Origin of the sequence: Staphylococcus sp. HMSC072B07, from assembly GCF_001815505.1 — a bacterium.
GTDB lineage: Bacteria > Bacillota > Bacilli > Staphylococcales > Staphylococcaceae > Staphylococcus > Staphylococcus simulans.
Genome location: NZ_KV820901.1, coordinates 89,323 through 110,117, shown reverse-complemented (window position 1 = coordinate 110,117; position 20,795 = coordinate 89,323). Strand labels below are relative to the sequence as shown.

The 20,795-nt window shown below is 35.1% G+C and carries 23 protein-coding genes; all 23 read right to left on the bottom strand.

From position 1 onward, the window contains the following. Positions 1 to 63: 63 nt before the first annotated feature. Complete coding sequence (locus tag HMPREF3031_RS03395) at positions 64 to 2,301, bottom strand: DNA internalization-related competence protein ComEC/Rec2 (RefSeq protein ID WP_070724603.1); 2,238 nt, start codon at positions 2,299 to 2,301, stop codon at positions 64 to 66. Positions 2,302 to 2,308: 7 nt separating this feature from the next. After that, entirely contained in the window at positions 2,309 to 2,770 is a 462-nt protein-coding gene (locus HMPREF3031_RS03390; RefSeq protein WP_002481084.1) for a ComE operon protein 2, read from the bottom strand. A gap of 70 nt (positions 2,771 to 2,840) precedes the next feature. Then, positions 2,841 to 3,524, bottom strand: a complete 684-nt coding sequence (locus HMPREF3031_RS03385; RefSeq protein WP_002481085.1) for a ComEA family DNA-binding protein — start codon at positions 3,522 to 3,524, stop codon at positions 2,841 to 2,843. A gap of 53 nt (positions 3,525 to 3,577) precedes the next feature. Further along, the gene (locus HMPREF3031_RS03380) at positions 3,578 to 4,294 is read right to left on the bottom strand and encodes a class I SAM-dependent DNA methyltransferase (RefSeq protein ID WP_002481086.1); all 717 of its coding nucleotides are present in this window, start codon (positions 4,292 to 4,294) and stop codon (positions 3,578 to 3,580) included. After that, a complete protein-coding gene (rsfS, locus tag HMPREF3031_RS03375) occupies positions 4,295 to 4,645 on the bottom strand; it encodes a ribosome silencing factor (RefSeq protein ID WP_002481087.1) in 351 nt (116 codons plus the stop codon). Then, positions 4,646 to 5,230, bottom strand: a complete 585-nt coding sequence (gene yqeK, locus HMPREF3031_RS03370; protein ID WP_002481088.1) for a bis(5'-nucleosyl)-tetraphosphatase (symmetrical) YqeK — start codon at positions 5,228 to 5,230, stop codon at positions 4,646 to 4,648. After that, on the bottom strand, positions 5,220 to 5,792 hold the full coding sequence (locus HMPREF3031_RS03365) for a nicotinate-nucleotide adenylyltransferase (protein ID WP_002481089.1): 573 nt from the start codon (positions 5,790 to 5,792) through the stop codon (positions 5,220 to 5,222). The genes yqeK and HMPREF3031_RS03365 overlap by 11 nt, the downstream gene beginning before the upstream one ends. Before the next feature lie 3 nt (positions 5,793 to 5,795). Continuing rightward, entirely contained in the window at positions 5,796 to 6,086 is a 291-nt protein-coding gene (gene yhbY, locus HMPREF3031_RS03360) for a ribosome assembly RNA-binding protein YhbY (RefSeq protein WP_002481090.1), read from the bottom strand. After that, positions 6,087 to 6,896: a shikimate dehydrogenase gene (aroE, locus tag HMPREF3031_RS03355; protein ID WP_002481091.1), complete on the bottom strand. Its 810-nt coding sequence runs from the start codon at positions 6,894 to 6,896 to the stop codon at positions 6,087 to 6,089. 12 nt (positions 6,897 to 6,908) lie between these two features. Beyond that, on the bottom strand, positions 6,909 to 8,006 hold the full coding sequence (gene yqeH, locus HMPREF3031_RS03350) for a ribosome biogenesis GTPase YqeH (RefSeq protein ID WP_002481092.1): 1,098 nt from the start codon (positions 8,004 to 8,006) through the stop codon (positions 6,909 to 6,911). Continuing rightward, positions 8,007 to 8,534: a YqeG family HAD IIIA-type phosphatase gene (locus HMPREF3031_RS03345; protein WP_002481093.1), complete on the bottom strand. Its 528-nt coding sequence runs from the start codon at positions 8,532 to 8,534 to the stop codon at positions 8,007 to 8,009. Between the two features lie 20 nt (positions 8,535 to 8,554). Next, positions 8,555 to 9,241 (bottom strand): 5'-methylthioadenosine/adenosylhomocysteine nucleosidase, encoded by a 687-nt coding sequence (locus tag HMPREF3031_RS03340; RefSeq protein WP_037556408.1) that lies wholly within the window; start codon positions 9,239 to 9,241, stop codon positions 8,555 to 8,557. Between the two features lie 207 nt (positions 9,242 to 9,448). Next, positions 9,449 to 9,931 carry a transcription elongation factor GreA gene (gene greA, locus HMPREF3031_RS03335; protein ID WP_002481095.1) on the bottom strand — a complete coding sequence of 161 codons (483 nt, stop codon included), beginning with the start codon at positions 9,929 to 9,931 and terminating at the stop codon, positions 9,449 to 9,451. A 25-nt stretch (positions 9,932 to 9,956) separates the two neighbouring features. Further along, on the bottom strand, positions 9,957 to 10,583 hold the full coding sequence (gene udk / locus HMPREF3031_RS03330; protein ID WP_002481096.1) for a uridine kinase: 627 nt from the start codon (positions 10,581 to 10,583) through the stop codon (positions 9,957 to 9,959). Continuing rightward, positions 10,583 to 11,854, bottom strand: coding sequence for a peptidase U32 family protein (locus HMPREF3031_RS03325; RefSeq protein WP_070683969.1), 1,272 nt, complete (start codon positions 11,852 to 11,854; stop codon positions 10,583 to 10,585). Before HMPREF3031_RS03325 ends, udk begins: the two co-directional genes overlap by 1 nt. Before the next feature lie 12 nt (positions 11,855 to 11,866). Then, positions 11,867 to 12,790 (bottom strand): peptidase U32 family protein, encoded by a 924-nt coding sequence (locus tag HMPREF3031_RS03320; RefSeq protein WP_002481098.1) that lies wholly within the window; start codon positions 12,788 to 12,790, stop codon positions 11,867 to 11,869. Further along, a complete protein-coding gene (locus HMPREF3031_RS03315; protein ID WP_002481099.1) occupies positions 12,787 to 13,428 on the bottom strand; it encodes an O-methyltransferase in 642 nt (213 codons plus the stop codon). Before HMPREF3031_RS03315 ends, HMPREF3031_RS03320 begins: the two co-directional genes overlap by 4 nt. Positions 13,429 to 13,670: 242 nt before the next feature. Continuing rightward, a complete protein-coding gene (locus tag HMPREF3031_RS03310) occupies positions 13,671 to 13,982 on the bottom strand; it encodes a DUF1292 domain-containing protein (protein ID WP_002481100.1) in 312 nt (103 codons plus the stop codon). A 24-nt stretch (positions 13,983 to 14,006) separates the two neighbouring features. Beyond that, the gene (gene ruvX, locus HMPREF3031_RS03305; RefSeq protein ID WP_002481101.1) at positions 14,007 to 14,432 is read right to left on the bottom strand and encodes a Holliday junction resolvase RuvX; all 426 of its coding nucleotides are present in this window, start codon (positions 14,430 to 14,432) and stop codon (positions 14,007 to 14,009) included. A 3-nt stretch (positions 14,433 to 14,435) separates the two neighbouring features. Further along, positions 14,436 to 14,699 carry an IreB family regulatory phosphoprotein gene (locus HMPREF3031_RS03300; RefSeq protein ID WP_023015119.1) on the bottom strand — a complete coding sequence of 88 codons (264 nt, stop codon included), beginning with the start codon at positions 14,697 to 14,699 and terminating at the stop codon, positions 14,436 to 14,438. Between the two features lie 68 nt (positions 14,700 to 14,767). After that, positions 14,768 to 17,398 carry an alanine--tRNA ligase gene (alaS, locus tag HMPREF3031_RS03295; protein WP_002481103.1) on the bottom strand — a complete coding sequence of 877 codons (2,631 nt, stop codon included), beginning with the start codon at positions 17,396 to 17,398 and terminating at the stop codon, positions 14,768 to 14,770. 310 nt (positions 17,399 to 17,708) lie between these two features. Beyond that, on the bottom strand, positions 17,709 to 20,123 hold the full coding sequence (locus HMPREF3031_RS03290; protein ID WP_002481104.1) for an SF1B family DNA helicase RecD2: 2,415 nt from the start codon (positions 20,121 to 20,123) through the stop codon (positions 17,709 to 17,711). A gap of 2 nt (positions 20,124 to 20,125) precedes the next feature. Then, a complete protein-coding gene (locus HMPREF3031_RS03285; RefSeq protein ID WP_002481105.1) occupies positions 20,126 to 20,794 on the bottom strand; it encodes a tetratricopeptide repeat protein in 669 nt (222 codons plus the stop codon). Between the last annotated feature and the right edge of the window lies 1 nt (position 20,795).

Below are 20,795 nucleotides of genomic sequence, written 5' to 3'. Positions count from 1 at the left end.
CACCTCTCAAAATTAGCATACTTAAGTATTATATCATTTGTCCGATAGTCAGACCATTTATAATTATTTTTCAGTTTCCACCTCAATTTCCTTATTTAATTTGAAAGTCACTTCCCCATTGTTTTGCGTATTGTATAACTTAGTACCTACTTTTTTTAATCTATCTACTACAGATTTATTAGGTAATTTATATACGTTGTTTTGACCGCTCGATATAATACTATAAGTAGGATGAATAGTATTTAAATATACTTCACTATTACTTGTTTTACTGCCATGATGTCCTACTTTCAATATATCTATTTTCGGAAGTTTATAATTCGATAGCAACTTCTGTTCATTTTTTATTGTCGCGTCTCCAGTTGTTAATATGTTATAGGTCTTAGTTTGTATCAAAGCTATTATTGAATGATCGTTTAAATCCTTACTTTGAGTGATTGCCGTATTATAAAATTTTATTTTATTATCTCCTAGTTTAATCGAAGAAATACTATTAACATCTAATAGAGTGGTTTTATATTTATGACACAAGTCTTTCAATTGCATTAATGTGTGAGTGGGATAACTTTTAAAATTAATGATTAAGCGTTTAATGTGAACATGGCTAATTATATAATCTAATTCACCGATATGATCAGCATGTGGATGTGTAATAATGACATAATCTAACGAAGAAATACCCCTTTTACGGAGGGTTGGAAGCACATGAAACTTGCTGATAGAATGAGAAGCATTTGCATTCTTGGTACTAAAATCAAAGAGCTCATTTTCGTTTTGTGCCTTACCTCCTGTGTCTATTAATATGCGTTGTCTAGCTCCTGTTTCAAATAAAAAAGAATCTCCTTGTCCAACATTAAGTGCTGTAAATCTTAAATGTGGTAATGATGCTGAATAAGTAATAATGATACTTCCAAGTATAAAAATAACAGTAGATTTTTTTATTTTGCCATTTGTAGTTAACGTAAGCATCAATACGAGCCAAATAAGGGTACCAGCTAAAAGTAAGCTGTTCATTTCCCCTATAAACCATCTATAGCATGTTAAATGCTTGAAAATCGGAATTAAGAGCGTGTCATGTAACCAATAACTAAACGAGATTATTTGATTTAATAACAGATTTGAACCAAAAAATTGATAATAGAAAAAAGTGAAGATAGCAATGGGAAATAGAATGAATGAATAAAATGGTATAAAGATGAAGTTAGCAACAAAACCAATCCATTGAATCTGATTAAAATGAAACGCACTCACTAAAAATGATCCGATTTGTGCTATGAATGTCATTGCATACATAGATTGTATAGTTGTTAATGTTTTTAAAATTGGAGCGCATAACATAATGAAAAAAGTGATTAAGAATGAGAATTGAAATCCAATATCAAAAACGATATCAGGATTGGTAACACATAAAAAAAGGAAGACTGTTGCTAGTATGTCTAATAATGATTGATAGAATCTTTTTGGAATAATCATGACTAAGGACATACAAAGTATTGCTCTTAAAGCGCTCGGTGCAAAATTAGTATAATAAGCAAATAAAAACAATACGAAGATAATAAAAGTCTTTGTAATAAAAAGAGGAATAGAGAAACGATTAAATACAAAGTAAAATATGGATGCTATTACAACGACATGTGAACTACTTACGGCCAATAGATGATAAATGCCGATTTCTTTATCAAGTTCAATTGCACCTTTATCAATATAACTGACATCCCCTGTAATCATTGCATAAGTATTTTGCCAGTATGGAGAATTTAATTTTAAGCGAGTTAATGAAAAAGCCTTGTGTTTTTCAATTATTGAATGAACGGAATTAGACTCGATAGCAGTGCACGATTTCGTATTAAATTTATTTACCATAAGTGAAATCGTGTCGTTAAAATCCGAATCAACTTTTAGCTGCCCTTCTACAATACAATTTAAGTTTGAGGGTAACTTTTTCAATTCAATTAAATGACTTTTTTGCTTTGGAAAATAAAAAAGTTTGACTGAATGATTTTGTAATTTTGCTATCCCTTCTACATATTTTTCGTTTTTAACCTTTAATTGAGTAATTTCAATGCGATTATTCAAATGACTATGAATCTTAAACCACCTTAATTCTTGAATATTAGACTTTATATGGCTAGAAAAAATTTTATAACTTATTATAGGTTGACATAATATCAATATGGTTGATAATATTGGTAGCTTTCTTTTGTATAACATTAAAAATAATAAGCCGGCAAGAATGTATGCAAGCGGCTTATTATATATCAATAAGATGCCTTCTAAAAATGCAAGTGCGATATATATCAAATATGAATCACTTCTTCGTTAAGAATTCTGCAACTTGATCGGCATCAAATGGTATTTTTTTATATTCAATCCCTGATTGTTTCAGTAATTTTAGAGCATAATCATGGTTATGGTAATCTTTAGCATAGTAGATTTTCTTAATACCTGCTTGAATAATAGATTTCGTACAGTTCAAACATGGGAAATGTGTGACATATATCGTTGCTCCTTCAGTTGAAACACCCTGTTTTGCACACTGAAGAATCGCGTTCATTTCTGCATGTATTGTTCTTATACAATGTCCATCTTCCATTAAACAACCTTCGTCAATACAATGTACTTCACCTGCAACTGAACCATTATAGCCACCAGCTATGATTCTATTATCTTTCACTATAGTAGCCCCTACAGATAATCTTGTACATGTTGAGCGAAGAGATAACAAATGGCTTTGAGCCATAAAGTATTCTTCCCATTTAATTCTTTCCACACTTTGAACCTCCTTTGTCTTATAACAATACTATTTTATTACAAATCTTCACAGTAATAAATCAATATTGTTAAACTGTAAAATATTCTTTTAACTTCTCGAACGATTTTTCTCCGATGCCTTTAACATTTTTCAATTGATCCACACTATTAAAAGGTCCTTTTGTTTCTCTAAATTCAATGATCGCCTTTGCTTTTGAAGGTCCTAAGCCATTCACAGTAGTTAATTCATTTTCTTTGGCACTGTTAAGGTTAACTTTCGCTTGTGGTGATTTATTAGTGCTTTGTGTACCAGAGGTGCTAATGCTACTACTTGTTGTTAGATTTTGACCTTTTTCTGGTATGAAAATCATTTTTTGGTCAGTTAATTTCTCCGAAAGATTGATAGTTGTTAAATCAGCCTTGCTCGTTAGCTTTGCTTTATTTAACACATCTTTTATACGTTGATTATCTTTCATTTCATAAATATCAGGGTGTTCAACAGCCCCCTTAACATCTACCACTACTGCTTTAGTTTTTCTATTTGCTTCAGTTTCTGTGTCGGCCTCTTTGTTTGATTCTTTCTTTTTTGAAAAATTTTGTTTGTCATTATCTAAATGAGAGTTGCTCACATTTTGAGCAGTTGATTCTATTTCTTGGTTACTACTATCAGAGTGTAGTTTCATTAAAATAAAAGCAAGCACAATAACTGCAATAACCAATAACCATGAGAAATGCTTATATTGGTTATAGTAGTGTTTTAACTGTTCTAACATAAAAAATTCACTCCTTTATCTTTTAAACGTTTAAAGGAGTGATTTTTCTTCTTTTATTTTTTAACTATGAAGAATAAGCGATCGCTTTGTTCATCATGATTTTCAATATCAAAGTCATAAAATGTATGAATGTGGCTAAAACCAACTTCATTAAGCATTTCAATATATGCTTGTTCGCTGAATGTTTTTTGAAAATGCTCTTCATCAAAACGTCGATAACTTCCATCGTCTTGTTGTTCAAAGAAAGTCATATAATGCCATACACTGTCAGGTAAATCACCTTGAATTGCTTCCCATGCTAAAAAGATATGTTCAGTTTCATCAATATATGTTTGATTTGCAAATAGCGTATTCATTTTAAACTTTGAGTGGACATCAAAGATAAATGTTCCATCAGTATTTAAATGGCGATATACATGCTTAAATGTTTCAATAACATCATGTTGATCAGTAATATAATTTAATGAATCACACAATATAGTAATGACATCAAAATTTTGACCTAATTCAAAATCTGTCATGTCACCCTCAATCCATCTAACTGAATCAGACTTTTGGGAAGCAACTGCGAGCATATCACTACTTAAATCCATTCCTGTTACACTTTTAAAATCAGTTAATAACGTCGTCAAACTACCAGTACCACAACCAATATCCAATATACTAGTTCGCTTAGAAGTTGCTTGTCGTATAATTTCTAGCCATTGATTGTATGGTTGATCTTGTGTAAGCTCATCATAATATTGGCTAAAGCCTTCATACTGGCTCATTTAATAAGCTTCCTCATATGTTTTCATCGGTGCATCTCTATAAAGTTTTTCAATGTTATAATAGCCGCGTTCATCTTTATGGAAGATGTGTACGATAACACCAGATAAATCTAATAAAATCCATCTTGCTTCGTTTAAACCTTCAAACACTGAAACATTAATACCTTCTTTATCTGCAGCTTCTTTTACCGCTCTACCGATTGCTTGTACTTGACGTTCATTATTACCATGACAAATAACAAAGTAGTCTGCCATATCATGAATACCTTCTAAATTAAGTGAAATAACTTCTTCTGCTTTTTTACTTTCAACTGCTTTAATCGCTATATCTAAAATTTGTTCTACTTGCATTTAATCATCCTTTATTCTTTCATCACTGAAATTATAGTAGTTTAAACAATCAATCGTCGCTTTGTACACACTGATATCTTTACCAATTAAAAATAGCACTGTTCTTTTAGAGATTTCATAAATTGTTTGATCTAAGTTGCCTGGTTGTTCTGCCATTCCTCTAATTTCTTCAACGCCTGGTATTTCTCTTTTTGGTTCAATATAGTCCGCAATAAAAACCAATTTTTCTGTTTTTGTCATTTGTGCACGACCAGTCGTATGATAGTGAATAGCAGCTAATACTTCTTCATCAGTAATACCATACTTCTCTTTCATAATAACTGCACAGACTGGGCCATGTAAAATTTCTGAACCATAACTTAATAAATCTGGGTCTAAATTATGCTGACCTACAATTTGATACATATATCCTAAATCATCATATTTTGAAAAGTCATGTAAAACACCAGCAAGTTCAGCTTTTTCCACGTCCCCTTTATGGATTTCAGCTAAATGTTTTGCTGTCTCAGCTACTCTTAATGAATGTTTATATCTTTTCTTTGGCAGTTTTTCTTCAACTAGTTTGATAGCTTCTTCAATTTTCATATAATCGCTCCCTTCTGATATATGATTCAACCTGTTTAGGAACTAGAATTTGTATTGATTCACCTGATTGTACACGGTGACGAATCAATGATGAACTGATATCAATTCTAGGTATCCTTACAGCTATCATGTCTTCTGATACTTCCTGTACTTCTTTTCCTCGATTGACAACAACAAATGTAACAATTTGTTTAAGTTCATCAATACGATACCAACGTTCTAATTGTTCGTATTGGTCTGTGCCGATAATAAAGAAAAGTCTTGAATCAGGATGTTCAGATTTAATTGCATTTAGTGTGTCGTAAGTATAACTTTGACCTTGTCGTTCAATTTCATCCAAGCATACCTCACCAAATCCTAATTCTTCTGTAGCGATCTCTAACATCTTTAGACGATGTGTTGTGTTTAATTCAGAATTATGGCTTTTAAGTGGTGACATGTAACTCGGTAAAAATAAAAAACGATCTGGTTTTAATTGATGATACACTTCACTTGCTACAGCTAAATGTGCTGTATGAATTGGATTGAATTGGCCCCCGTATAATACTATTGATTGCGTCATTAATTAAGGTAATTCAATTTGCTTATTTTCTTTTGATTCTTTATATAGAACAATCATAGACCCAATTACTTGTACCAATTCACTATTTGTTGCTTCACTTACAGCTCGTGCAAGTTCACTTTTATCATCCATATTATTTTGTAAGATATGAATTTTTATTAACTCTCTATTTTCTAAAATTTCATCTAGTTGCTCAATCATATTTTCATTTAAACCAGCTTTTCCAATTTGAAAAGTAGGGTTCACATGATGCGCTTTACTTCTTAAAAATCTCTTTTGTTTTCCTGTAAGCATTTAATTTCTCCTTTTTAATTGTTCGATTACTGCCGTTTTCATCGCCTCAGTATCAGCTGTTTGACCTGTCCAAATTTTAAAACTTTCAGCACCCTGATTAACAAACATATCCAAGCCATTATATATAGGATTACCTTTTTCTTCAGCGAGTGCTAATATCGGCGTTTTGGATGGAATATAGACGATATCACTAACAAGTGTGTGAGGTGCTAGGTTGTCTAATGATATCACTACATCTTTATTTTTATTCATTCCAGCAGGTGTAGTATTTATGACAATATCAAAACGATCCAACATTTTCTCAGCATCACTTAGCGTTAATTGTTCTACAGATAAATCCCAAGTATCGAATCTGCTCATTGTACGATTCGCAACAGCTAAAGGTGTTGTAACAATCTCATTCAATGCGGCTGCTAAACCTTTACTAGCGCCACCTGCTCCTATTAGCAATATTTTTGCATTTTCTAGTTTTGGATATACTTCTTGCAACCCTTTAACATAACCAATGCCATCAGTGTTATAACCTAACCAACGACCATTTTCAATCTTCACTGTATTAATAGCGCCAATTGTTTCGGCATGTGAATCTATTTCATCAAGGTAAGGTATAATGTTTTCCTTATGCGGAATAGTAATATTAAAACCATCCAATTGTTTTTCATTTATAATTTCTTTAATTAAATGAAAATGTTTTGGTGGAATGTTTAATGCTTCATAAGTGTCATCTCGCTTTAACGCTTTAAAGTTTGCGTCGTGCATAATTGGAGATAACGAGTGGTCTATAGGATGACCGATTACTGCAAATTTCATAACTATCACCTGCTACATGATTGAATTTCTCAATACAACATCAACTGATTTCGGAACTCTGACAATAACTTTTGCTCCAGGTCCAATTGTTATAAAACCTAACCCTGCAATCATTACGTCTCTCTTCTCTTTACCCGTTTCCAAGCGTACTGCTTTCATTTCGTCTAAATTAAAATCATCTTTATTACTTGGTGGTGCTAATAATTTACCGAGCTGAGTACGCCATAACTCATTGGCTTTTTCAGTTTTAGTCCGATGAATCGGCAAATTATTAGAAAAATAACAAACCAGTGGGCGTTTACCTCCAGAAACGTAATCGATTCTTGCTAATCCTCCAAAGAAGAGTGTTTGTTCTTCGTTTAATTGATAAACACGTTGTTTTACTTCTTTATTAGGCATAATTTGTTTAAGTTCTTTTTCAGAAACATAATGTGTCATTTGATGATCTTGTATGACACCAGGTGTATCGTACATAAATGAATGATCGTCTAATGGAATATCTATTAAATCTAAAGTTGTTCCTGGGAATCGTGAAGTTGTTACTACATTCTTTTCACCAACACTTTGTTCAATCAGTTTATTGATTAATGTAGATTTTCCAACGTTGGTTGTGCCTACGATATAAACATCTTCTTGTTTTCGGTGTTGTTGGATAGCTTCTAATAAATCTTGAATCCCGTATCCTTTTTCTGCAGAAATTAAAACAACATCTTCCGCTTCCAACCCATATTTTCGCGCGGATTTTTTCAACCAATCTTTAACACGGCGTTTATTAATTTGTTTAGGTAATAAATCAATTTTATTCGCTGCAAGAATCACTTTTTTATTCCCTACAATACGCTTTAAAGCATTTATGAAGGAACCTTCAAAATCAAAGATATCTACAACATTGACTACAAGTCCTTTTTTATCTGCAAGATGATTTAATAAGTCCAAGAAATCTTGGCTATCCATACCCACATCTTGAATCTCATTATAATTTTTTAATCTGAAACAGCGTTGACATATCACATCTTCTTTATGCAGATTGTGCGCTGGCACATAACCTGGTTTCTTTGGATCATCGGCTTGTAAAGTCGCACCGCATCCAATACATTTCGTTTCTGTCAATCAATTTTCCTCCCATTTAATATAGCCTTTTCTTTTGTATCTGTGTAATAAACGTCTTTCAATAATTCGATTGAATTTCGTGATAAATCCATCAGTTTTTTTTACAGGAACAACCATAACAGTATACATGCCACGTCTATTACCGCCAAAGACATCTGTCATCATTTGATCGCCAATAACAACAGTCTCTTCAGGTTTTAATCCCATACGTTCTGATGCATGTTTAAAGGCTTTTCCCATCGGTTTTTTAGCTTCAAAGATATAGTTGACTTTGAGTGGTTGGCAGAAACTAGATACTCTGCCTTGATGGTTATTTGAAACCACTGTCACTTTGATACCTTTTTCATTCAACATATTAAACCAATGAATGACTGCCGGTGTCGGATCAGCTTCGTCCCAACCTACTAATGTATTGTCCAAATCCGTAATAACGCCTTTGATTCCATTTTCTGCTAACTGATCAAAGTCTATTTCATGGATTGATTTAACATAAGCATTCGGCATAAAATTCCTACTTAAAATTCCCATTACATTAATCCACCTTATCTTTATAATGATTTTAACATTTGGAGTACAGTTTCACTTGATGTTTTCGCTGCTTCTCCAATGAATTCATCAAACGTAATATTTGCTTCGCCATTCGCTAAATCTGATACTGCTCTTGTAATAATAAACGGTGTGTTAAATTGATAACATGTTTGTGCAATTGCTGCAGATTCCATCTCTACAGCCATAGCTTTAGGGAAATGTTCTTTAATGTATTCACGTTGTTTAACTTCACCGATAAAACTGTCGCCGCTGACAATCATACCTAAGCGACCTGTTAAGTTTTGTTTCTCAATAACAGCTTGTGCTAATTCTGCTAAGTTATCATCCGCTTCATACGCAATCGGCATATTCGGAATTTGTCCCAATTCATAACCGAATGCCGTCGCATCCGCATCATGATACATCGCTTCTGTCCCAATTAAGACATCACCCACATTCAACGAGTAATCTAGCGCCCCTGCAGAACCTGTATTCAAAATTGCCTCTGGGGAGAATTGTTGAATAAGTAAAGCAGTGGAGATACTTGCGTTAACTTTACCGATACCGCTTAACGTCAAGACGACTGCTTTATCATTAATTTTACCTTTATAAAATTTTACATGAGCAATGGTAACTTCTTCTAAATCCTCAATATGTTCTTTTAATATCATTATTTCTTCTTCCATTGCGCCAATGATTCCTATCATTGCCATTTCCCCTTTCAAATGAACTATCAGTGATATTTTATCATAATTTGTCTAGTGCAACGACCAAAGACCATGTTCACCAAGATCATCACATAAAAAAGGTTGGCGCTTTACTTTTGTCCATTTGAAGCAAGCTTCAAACAAAAGTATCACCAACCCTTTGTTATCTATTTATCATAAAGCGATATCAGCCTTTGTGATAAATGATTATTGTGATTGAATATTAGTAATTTTCACTTTCATTTCTGCACCGTTTGGAAGTGGTACACGAACTTCGTCTTCTAGATGTTTACCGATTAAACTTTTGGCAATCGGTGATTCGTTTGAAATTTTGCCATTGAATGCATCTGCTTCTGCAGACCCAACAATTTGATACACTTCTTCATCGCCATCAGGCAGTTCAACAAATGTCACAGTTTTCCCGATTTGTACCACATTGTTATCGCCTGTATCTTCAATAATCAATGCATTGCGAATCATGTGTTCAATACGTTGGATATCTTGTTCAATGAAACCTTGTTCATCTTTCGCTGCATCATACTCAGAGTTCTCAGATAAGTCCCCGAAAGAACGTGCAACTTTGATTTTTTCTACGACTTCAGGTCGTTTGACAGTTTTTAATTCTTCAAGTTCTTGTTCTAGCTTTTCAAAACCTTCTTGGGTCATTGGATATTGTTTTTGGTTTTCCATATTTTCATCTTCCTTTACTCAAGTGTTACTGTTGATTTTGTATTAATGATTGGATTTTTGTCGTCATTATATCGATAGCAACTTTATTGCTGCCGCCTTCAGGGATAATAATATCCGCATAACGTTTAGTCGGTTCGATGAATTGATTATGCATCGGACGTACGACAGACATATATTGATCAATGACAGATTCCATAGAGCGACCTCGCTCTTTCGTATCACGCATCAAGCGTCTTAAGATACGTAAATCTGCATCGGTATCGACATAAATCTTAACATCCATTAAATCACGTAATGTTTTGTTTTCTAGTGCAAATATTCCTTCTACGATAATAACATCTTTCGGTTGAAATGCAATGGTTTCAGGGCTTCTCGTATGATTGACATAATCATACGTCGGTACCTCTACAGGTATACCATTGCGTAAATCGATTAGATTTTGAATCAATAAATCATTATCGAACGCAAACGGATGGTCATAATTCGTTTGTAAGCGTTCTTCAAATGTTAAATGTGATTGGTCTTTATAATAGTAGTCTTGTGCAATTAATGCAACACTATGACCTTCTAAATTATGCAGAATTTCGTTTGTGACTGATGTTTTACCTGATCCAGAACCGCCTGCAATGCCTATAATGGTAGTGGCTTTCATTATCCTATTTCCTTTCGCATCATGTTGTTTGGATAAATATCATGATCCACTTTAAATTGAACAATTTGAAGTGGGTGACGTGCAGCATCTAATGCATTGCCTTCTTCGTCATAAATCGCTTCGACGACTTGTGTAAAGTTATCGATTTCAGGACCGAAGAATTCAATTTCTTGTCCAGGTTTAAAGTGATTACGCTGCTGAATTGTCGCCATTTTTGTTTCTTTGTCATAGTCTAACACTAAACCGCAGAAATCATATGGTGTTTTCTTATTAGATTCATTACCGAACATTTGTTGTTGGTAACCTGGTGTGCCTTCAAAGAATGAAGAAGCAGTGTCTCTGTTAGCACATTTATCTAATTCTATTAACCACTCTGGTTTAATTTTAAAGTTGTCAGGGTCTGCTGCATACGCATCAATCACTTTACGATAGACAGAAACAACAGTCGCAATATAGTGAATTGATTTCATACGTCCTTCAATTTTAAGTGAATCAATACCGATATCCATCATGTTTGGAATAGATTCGATTAACTTCAAGTCTTTAGGACTCATCGCAAATGGAACGACTTCTTCTTCTTTATAAAACAAGTCTAAGTCGCCATCTTCATCGACTTCTAATAAGTCATAATCCCAACGACAGCTTTGGCAGCATCCGCCGCGGTTAGAGTCACGTGCTGTCATATGATTACTTAAAGTACAGCGACCGGAATATGCGATACACATTGCGCCATGGATAAAAGCTTCGATTTCGATATCTACTTTTTCTTTCATCTCTTTCATTTCCATTGCGCCTGTTTCACGTGCAAGTACAACACGATCTAAACCTTCTTCTTTCCAATACTCTACTGCTTTATAGTTACTTAGTGATTGTTGTGTTGATAAATGAATTTCAAGTTTAGGTGCGACACGTTTACATGTTTCAATAATCAATGGGTCCGCAACAATAATTCCTGTTGCGCCTGTGGCTTCTAGATTTCTTAAATAATCTTTTAAACCATCCATATTTTCATCATGCGCGATGATATTTGTTGTGACATAAATTTTTGCACCGTATTGTGATGCGAATTCAACGCCTTCTTTGATTTCTTCCATTGTGAAGTTATCAGCATTAGAACGGAGTCCATATTCTTGTCCGCCTAAAAAGACTGCGTCTGCCCCATAATGTACAGCAATTTTCAGTTTTTCCAAGTTACCTGCAGGTGCAAGCAACTCTGGCTTTTTCACTTGGCGTTTAGGTTGTGTTTTTACTTCTTTAACTTGAGTAACCAAGATTTTTCCTCCTTAATAAACGGTATGTTTGAATAAGAATCCTTCATCGAATGGTCGATGGTCTGGTTGAATGGCTTCAATCGGATCAACGAGCATGAATTTTTCATCTTCATAAGCTTCAGGGTCTTCATGATATAAATCAATGGCTTCTCTATATTGTTCTGTACATACGTTAATATATTCTTCTGTATGTAATACACCATCAATTTTCAAGCTGTCGATGCCCGCTTCAAGCAACGGCTCTAACTCTTCAATCAAGCAGATATCATTCGGTGACATAATATGTGTGCCGTTATAATCTTCAAACACAGGATATTGATTTTCGCGTTCTTCATCGTATAACAATAAATCCTTGTCTGTTTCATTACGTTTTATCTTCATTTGTCTGTCTTGGAATGTATAATAATTGCCGAGCAGCATACGTTTTGATTGGAACATACATGTCATACCATGGACTTGTACTTCAATTTCAACATCCGCATGTGCTTTAATGTTCAAGATTTCTTCTAAATTCAATTCGCGCGCAAGTACAGCACGTTTCGCACCACGTTTACCCCAGTAATTGCACTGGAAGTAGTTTGTGACTAATGCTTCAGCGTCCCAGTTCAAAGCAATCGGGTCTTGTTGTGCTTTAACATACATCACGACTGCCGGGTCACCGAAGATAATGCGATCTACTCTGATTTCGTGTAAGAAATCAATATAATCTTCTACAGCGTTTAAGTGATAGTTATGAAAAATACCGTTAACAGCCGCATATGCTTTTTTGCCATGTGCATGAATGATATCGACCGCTTCTCTCATCGCAGTACGATCAAATTCACCTGCTAAGCGTAGACCGAACTTTTGTTCGCCTATCACAAAAGCATCAGCACCTTTTTCAATTAAAGTCTCAATATGTGCGACTGATTTAGGTGTCACGAGTAATTCTGTCATTTCGAGTCTCCTTTTACGGCTATTGCTAAACCGTCTTCTATATCTAAAAAGTTTGTTTGATATGCTTCGTTATCATTTAACCATGCGTTGAACTTTTGAATCTTCTTCACCATTTGTTTAATATTTCTGCTGCGAACCACATCAATATCAGCAACAAAATCATGATATAAAATGTTATCAACAACGACTAAACCGCCTTCTCTAAGCAAGGGTGTATACAGTTCAAAGAATTTCTTTGTTTGTGCTTTTGCCGCATCGATAAATATCATATCGAACTGTGTATCAGAGACTTGGTCAAATGTTTCTCTCGCATCTCCATAAATCATATGAATTTGCGTTTGATATCCAAAGTCTTCAATGTTTTGTTCAGCTTGTTGATACATGTTTTTATCACGTTCAATCGTCCATATATGCACAGAAGGATCAACAGACGCAAAATGCATAGCGCTATAGCCAATAGCAGTACCGATTTCTAAAATACGCTTTGGCTGATGGATGCGTATCAACTGTTTGATCATATCTAATGATAAAGGATGAATAATCGGTACCTCATGATCTATCGCATAAGGTCTTAATCTTTCTAATGGATGGGAATGCTTTTGTGATAACGCAACTAAATAACTTTCATTTTTGCTCATATTTCTCTTCCTTTATCCATACAATGTACAAAAGAATAAAAATAAATCAGTCGCAGTTTGACTGATTCTTATATCGCTGTTGCACATATCATTATTTAACTTTACATATTTTACCATAAAACCTATTGAATATTAAGTACTCAGAATGAATATCTGCAAAATACTTTGTTATGAGTCAAGTGAAAATTGGATTTCGAGGCACGAAAAAAGCGGAGGATAACCTCCGCTTCATAACTGCTCATTTATTCCATTTCAGTGTTAACGATTTCTTCAATCATGTCCCACTCTTCTTCAGTTTCAACTGGTAAGAATTTACCGCCGTCACCAGACTCATCTGGGACATTGATCATCGGAATTAATTCAATCATATCATCGTCGTCTGACGCTTCGCCTTCTTCAGCTAAAATGACATATTCTTTGTCAAATTCAGGATGATAAAATTCTAATACTTTACGATAAAGGACTTCATTGCCTTCTTCATCGAATAAAGTTAATAATTCCTCATCGTTATTGATTTGTAATTCCGCTTCTTGATTTTGATTTTTCTCTGACATAAATAACGCTCCTTTTACGGTAAATTAAAGTGAATCTAAATAGCCTTGCAAGATAAACACAGCTGCCATTTTATCGATGACCTTGCTGCGTTTTTTTCTAGAAACATCTGCTTCTAACAATGACCTTTCAGCTGCCATTGTACTTAGGCGCTCATCCCACATTACCACTTTAAGATCTGGTAATGCTTCAAGGAGTGCTTCTTTGTATTTTAACGAAGCTTCGCCTCTAAATCCAATAGAATTATTCATGTTCTTCGGTAATCCTATCACGACAGTATCTGCATCCTCTTGTTTGATGATAGCTGCCAAGCGGTCTATACCTAATTCATTTTCTTCTTCATTGATTCGGAGTGTATCTAAGCCTTGAGCAGTCCAACCCATTAAGTCGCTCACAGCAACGCCGACTGTTTTGCTGCCAACATCTAATCCGATAATTTTATGTGATAACATTGATTATTCTTTATCTGATACCTTCAAATAATTAGAAACAAGTTCTTCCATGATATCATCACGATCGATACGTCTGATTTGATTTCTTGCTTCGTTATGACGTGGGATATACGCAGGATCTCCTGAAAGTAAATATCCTACAATTTGGTTTACTGGATTATAACCACGTTCTTCAAGGGTACGATACACATTAGTCAGCACGGATTTAACATCATCTTTTGGTACTTCTTCAATATTGAAACGCATTGTTTTATCAAAATTGTTCATTTTACTACACACTCCTTCTACTATAGTAGGCTGATACATCCTCTATTCTACATGAGAGTGCAAGGAGATTATAGTGATTTAATGTAGTTTTTAATGAATTGTAATGCATCTGTTATCTTACTTGGCTCGCTGCCGCCGCCTTGTGCCATATCTGGACGACCGCCTCCTTTACCGCCGACAACAGGTGCCATTTCTTTAATAATGTCGCCTGCTTTGACTTTATTTGTCTCTGATTTCGGTACCGTCGCAACTAAAGCAACTTTACCACCGACATCACTTGCTAAGATAATGACCGCATCTTGTAATTTAGATTTGAAATCATCCATAGTTTGTCTTAAGGCTTTCGCATTGTCTGCTTCTACTTGTAACGCTAATACTTTCAACCCGTTAATGTCTTCAACTTGATCATCTAAGCTGCCCATTTTTAGTGCAGTGATTTCTTGGTTACGTTGTTCTAATTGTTTGTGTAATTGTTTTTCGCTGTCAATCACGTGTGTTACTTTTTCAGCCACTTGCGTATCGTCTTTAGCTTTCACTAAGTGTTTCACTTCATTGAATTTATCTTGGATACCTTCAAGGTATAAGAATGCTGCTTTACCTGTTAAGGCTTCAATACGTCTGACACCAGCACCTGTACCTGATTCGCTGACAATTTTAAATAAACCGATTTCTGATGTGTTTTGAACATGAATACCGCCGCATAATTCAATTGAGAATGGTTTCATATCTACAACACGGACAATATCGCCATATTTTTCACCGAATAATGCCATTGCACCTGAAGCTTTGGCTTCTTCAATCGGCATTTCTTTGATTGAAACATTGATGCCGTTCCAGATTTGTTCATTGACACGACGTTCAATTTGTTCTAATTCTTCTTTAGTCACAGGACCGAAATGTGAGAAGTCAAAACGTAAACGTTCGCCTTCAACGAGTGAACCTGCTTGATTGACATGGTCACCTAACACTTCTTTCAGCGCAGCATGTAATAAGTGGGTTGCACTATGATTTTTCGTTATAGCACGACGTTCTTCTTGGTTAACTGAAGCGTCGACTTGTGCGCCTTTTGTGACTTGACCGAATTGCACGATACCTTTATGCAAGTTTTGACCATTTGGTGCTTTCGTTACTTCAGTCACTTCAATTTCGAAGTTGTCATTGCCGACTGTACCTTGGTCAGCCACTTGACCACCTGAAACAGCGTAGAATGGTGTTTGTTTTAAGATAAAGTAAACTGTCTCACCCGCATCTGCTTGTTCTACCGCTTCGCCATTATAAATTAAGTCTGTTAACTCCGTTTGATAATCTGTATGTGTATAACCGACAAATTCACTATCTGTCGTAATATTTTTCAACACTTCACTTTGAATCTGCATTGATTGTGAATTTTGACGTGCTTGACGTGCACGATCTCTTTGTTGCTGCATTTCTGTTTCGAATGTCGCCATATCGACACTTAAACCTTCGTTACCAGCGATTTCTTCAGTCAATTCAACTGGGAAACCATACGTATCATATAATTTGAACGCATCTTCACCTTTAATCATTTTATCGCCTTTTTTAGCTGTTTTGATAAATTGATTTAAAATTGCTAAGCCTTCTTCTAATGTTTCGTGGAAACGTTCTTCTTCAGATTTAATGACACGTTTAATGAAATCTGCTTTTTGTTTTACTTCTGGATAGTAAGGTTCCATAATGTCTGCCACTGTATCGACAAGTTCATACATAAATGGTTTGTTGATATCTAAAGATTGACTGAAACGAACTGCACGACGTAATAAACGGCGTAAGACATAACCGCGGCCTTCATTTGCTGGTAAAGCGCCATCACCGATTGCGAATGCGATGGTTCTGATATGATCCGCAATGACTTTGAATGCAACATCTTGCGTAGCATCTTGTTGATATTTCTTACCTGAAATTTGTTCAACTTCTTCAATGATTGGGATAAATAGGTCAGTTTCATAGTTAGTACGTACATTTTGCGCAATCGATGCCATACGTTCTAGACCCATGCCGGTATCAATGTTTTTATTTGGAAGTGGTGTATACGTATGATCAGGATTATGGTTGAATTCACTAAAGACTAAGTTCCATACTTCTAAGTAACGTTCGTTTTCGCCACCTGGATACATTTCTTCAGCTGGATCATCTTGACCATAGTCTGGACCACGGTCATAGAAGATTTCTGTGTTCGGACCTGATGGACCTTCACCGATATCCCAGAAGTTGCCTTCAATACGAATAATACGGCTTTCATCTAAACCGATGACATCGTGCCATAAATCGAAAGCTTCCATATCTTCAGGGTGAATGGTCACGTATAATTTTTCAGGTTCCATACCCATCCAACGATCACTAGTTAAGAATTCCCAAGCAAATTCAATCGCTTCACGTTTGAAATAATCACCAATAGAAAAGTTCCCTAACATTTCAAAGAAAGTATGGTGACGTGCAGTAAAACCAACGTTTTCAATATCGTTTGTACGAATCGCTTTTTGCGCGTTCACGATACGTGGTTTTTTTGGAATTTCTCGTCCATCAAAGTATTTTTTTAATGTCGCAACACCTGAGTTGATCCATAATAATGAATCGTCATCAATCGGTACTAAAGGTGCAGAAGGTTCGACCATATGTCCATTTTCTTTAAAGTAATCAATGAAATTTTGTCTGATTTCACTTGCTTTTAATCGCTTCATAAATAACTCACTCCTAATATACATATTTAAAACATTGCCGTATAGGTTCTTTCACAAAATAAAAATGCATTCATCCTCAAAGGGACGAATGCATCGCGGTACCACCCTAGTTATGCAGCAAATTATCCTGCATCACTCTTGTTCTTATACGGACTGACATAAAGTAGCGTTCAGCAAATGATGCGATACCTTACACCACCCGGTACCTCTCTTAGGCATAACGATTTGCTTACTCGGCTTTATGCGAATTAATTTTATTTTAGTCTGACAGACTTTAAAAGTCAACATATATCATACTTCACACAACACTTTATTCATGATTAAAAGTATAAGGTGTGACCTTACCCATACCAATCATCGGGTCAATTTCATAAATCGTTGCTTCTGTTAATTCTACGAGTTGTTGTGCAGGTGCTGAGGTTGTTTGATCATTTATTTGTTCATCTGCTTGTTCTTCATTTGTTTCACTCTCATGACCGAAGTAATCTCTGAGCAATTGTGCGAGTCTCGTCATACGAACTTGGCCATGGGTCTTCATACCGATGTCAAAGGCTTGGCTGTCACCAAGAAAAACTAAAGATTGTTTGGCACGTGTAAGTCCTGTATAGATAATCGGACGCTGCAACATGCGATAATATTGTTTTACAATCGGCATAATAACAATTGGAAACTCTGAACCTTGTGCTTTATGAATGGAAGTACAATAAGCATGTGTTAACTCCATCATATCTTGTTTGGTAAATGTAATTTCATTGCCTTCGAAATCAACGACAAGTATATCTTTATTTAATTCGTTTTCACGTGCCCAGAAGATACCGACAATCACACCGATATCACCATTGAAAATATTATCATTAGGACGATTCACAAGTTGTAAGACTTTGTCGCCCTTTCTAAAGACCGCTTCTCCGAACTCAATCTCTCTTGCATCTTCAGCTTTAGGATTCAAGATATCTTGTAATACTTTATTTAAACGCTTAATGCCGGCACTGCCGCGATACATCGGAGCCAAGACTTGAATATCGCTCATATCGTAGCCTTTTTTAACAGCAGAACTCACCACTTTATTGACTACATCTGGTATTTGTTCAGCTGTACAAGGAATAAAGCTGCGATCGTGGAATCGCTCAGTAATGTCTATCGGCTGACCTAATTTCATTTTATGTGCGAGTTCAATGATACTAGAACCATCTTGTTGACGGTAGACTTCAGTTAAATTAACACGTGGAATGACTTTCGCATCAATTAAATCTTTAAAGACTTGTCCTGGGCCGACTGATGGTAATTGGTCTTCATCTCCGACTAAAATGATTTGTGCATCAATCGGTACTGCATTCAAGAACTGATGAAACAACCATGTATCTACCATTGACATTTCATCAATAATGATGAGCTTAGCAGTAATTTCATTTTCTAAGACATCTTCAGGCTTGGTATCTTGACTCCAGCCGATTAAACGGTGGATAGTCATTGCTTCAAGTCCAGTTGATTCTTGTAAACGTTTGGCTGCACGTCCTGTAGGTGCAGCAAGCGCTATCGGATAATCATCTTCTTGGTAATCGTCATAGGATAAGGATAAACCTTGCGTTTCCGCATAGAGTTCAACGATGCCTTTGATAACCGTTGTTTTACCTGTACCTGGACCACCTGTCAACAGCATGACTTTTGAATTAATCGCTGTTTCAAGTGCTTCTTTTTGAGAAGATGCGTAGTTGACTCCATTCATTTCCTCGATTTCACCAATATTGATTTGTAAGTCAGATTGTTCGATATTCTCTAATTTAGCTTGATGTGACGCAATACGATACAGGTTCTGCACACTTTTGACTTCTGAATAATATAAGCTTGGGATAGAAAGTGTTTCATCCGCTTCCACCAACTTACTTTCTTCTGTCAATTCAAGTATCATTTTTTCTAACATACTGGCATCTATCGTTTGGTCATATCCCTTGCTTAACATCTCTAACGAAGTTTCTAATACATAATCTTTAGGTAAAAATGTATGACCTTGTTTAATACACTCTTCTTCTATCGTATAAAGCAGACCTGCTTTTAAGCGTTCAGGGGCGTTATATTCTATGCCTAAATTCTTAGCTAAAGTATCTGCTTTATGGAAACCGACACCACGTACATCATAGACAAGATCATACGGGTTTTTCTCAATCGTTTGTAAGGTATCACTTTGATAAACTTGATAGATGCTCATCGCTAATTTCGGACCGAAGCCTAAATCATGAAGTCTGATCATAATTTTTTCTACTTCTTGATTACTGTAGATTTGATCTGCGATTTGGCTTTGTTTCTTTTTAGATAAATTCGGTACTTCTTCTAGGACTGAACGATCATCTAAAATTTTATTGATGGTATTTTCACCAAGTGTATTTACGATATTTTCAGCCGTTTTCTTACCGACACCTTTAAACAAATCACTTGATAAGTAACTGATAATCGCATCTTTTGTTTGCGGTACTTCTTTTTCGAAAGTTTCAGCTTTTAATTGTTTGCCGTATCTAGGGTGTGTCACAGCTTGACCTTTGAAGGTATAAACATCGCCTTCAGCAATTTCAGGAAAGAACCCCACAATTGTAGGCATATTATCAAAATCTTCATTGGTTTCAATCGGATCTACTTTTAATACGGTATAGAAATTATCTTTATTTTGAAATAAGATTGCTTCTACTGTTCCTTTGACCATCGAATAGTCAAACAATGTAGGGTTCTCCAAATTTATTCCTCCTCTGCATCAAATTGGGTGAATGTTTTAAGTGCATGCTGACTTAATAAATGTTCTGGATCAATCTCTATTGCTTTTTCAAAGTATGGGATTGCTTCATAGATTTCTTCAGTAAACATATAACCCGCTAAACCACGGTTATATAATGCGTCTGTATGTTTGGGATTTATATTTAACACGGTATCTAACTGTTTGACAGCTTGGTCAAACAATTCCAAATGACATAGGACTAAACCGTATTGGAATTGAATTTCTTCATCTTTATTTTGATCTAATTCTGCAGCACGCATAAGGAAAGGTAATGCAGATTTATAGTCACCTAAGTTATTAAATGACATCCCTATCATATAATTGGTATCCGCTTCATCGACACCTGTTTTGAGTGCTTGTTGATAAAGTTTAATCGCATCATTAAAACTTTCTGCATTATAATAAACATTAGCTAAATTATAATAAATCGCACCGTTGTTCGGATCGATAGTTAAAGCTTTTTGGAAAAATTTCTCAGCTTTTTCAATTTCACCTGCTTCCGCAAGCAGAATACCTGAATTAATGTAGTTTTCAATGTCTTCAGGATGTGCATCAATATTTTCAAACAGTGCTTTTAACGCTGTTTCAAATTGACCTTCTTTAATTAACTGATAAATTTCTTCTTGTTTCATG